This window comes from Algoriphagus sp. UBA3586, assembly GCF_002376385.1.
GTDB lineage: Bacteria > Bacteroidota > Bacteroidia > Cytophagales > Cyclobacteriaceae > Algoriphagus > Algoriphagus ornithinivorans.
Map to the genome: position 1 here is coordinate 82,078 of NZ_DFMT01000016.1, position 378 is coordinate 82,455.

Consider the following 378-nt stretch of genomic DNA (forward strand, 5'->3'; position numbering starts at 1 on the left):
TCCGATCTTTCTATGGTCCCGCTTTTTGGCCTCTTCCAGCATGACCAAGTACTCCTGTAATTCCTTGGCTTTTGGGAAAGTAACACCATAAATACGGGTCAGCATCTTACGCTTCTCATCCCCTCTCCAGTAAGCTCCGGCTATGTTGGTAAGCTTGACAGCTTTAATAAATCCGGTATTGGGGATATGAGGACCACGGCAAAGATCTGTGAAGTTTCCCTGCTCATAAAATGTGATTGTACCATCTTCCAGACCTTCCAATAGGTCTAATTTATATTCATCTCCTTTTTGTTGATAAAAGGAAATAGCATCTTTTTTAGAAATGTCCTTTCGGATATACTCATTCTTTTCCCGAGCCAATTCGATCATTTTTTGTTC

At 41.0% G+C, this 378-nt stretch carries 1 pseudogene; it reads right to left on the reverse strand.

The window, feature by feature from the left end:
• A pseudogene (locus B2906_RS04900) lies at positions 1-378 on the reverse strand (threonine--tRNA ligase); the annotation flags it as partial.